The 374-nt window shown below is 74.3% G+C and carries 1 protein-coding gene; it reads right to left on the bottom strand.

The window, feature by feature from the left end; all coding sequences use genetic code 11:
• A partial coding sequence (locus G3I42_RS02390; protein ID WP_164282191.1) for a response regulator transcription factor occupies positions 1 to 349 on the bottom strand: 349 nt, incomplete at its 3' end.
• Between the last annotated feature and the right edge of the window lie 25 nt (positions 350 to 374).

Raw genomic sequence — 374 nt, forward strand, 5'->3', positions numbered from 1 at the left:
CGGCCTTCAGCAGGTAGCCGGTGGCACCGGCCTCGATGGCGCGGGTGATGTCGGCGTCCGTGTCGTACGTGGTGAGGACCAGGACGTGGGTGCTTTCCGTGCCCGCCACGATCCGGCGGGTCGCCTCGACGCCGTCGATGCCCTCGCCCAGCTGGAGGTCCATCAGGACGACGTCGGGGGTGAGCCTGGTGGCCAGGGCGACGGCCTCCTCGCCGCTGCCGGCCTCGCCCACCACCTCGATGTCGGGCTCGCTGCCCAGGAGCGCGAGGAGCCCGGCGCGTACGACGGCGTGGTCGTCGCAGAGCAGGATGCGGACGGGCGTGGGGACGGGCGGGTGCGCGGCGGTCATGCGGGGTCCCGGTTCGGGGGGGGTG

This window comes from Streptomyces sp. SID11385 (assembly GCF_010548245.1).
Classification (GTDB): Bacteria; Actinomycetota; Actinomycetes; order Streptomycetales; family Streptomycetaceae; genus Streptomyces.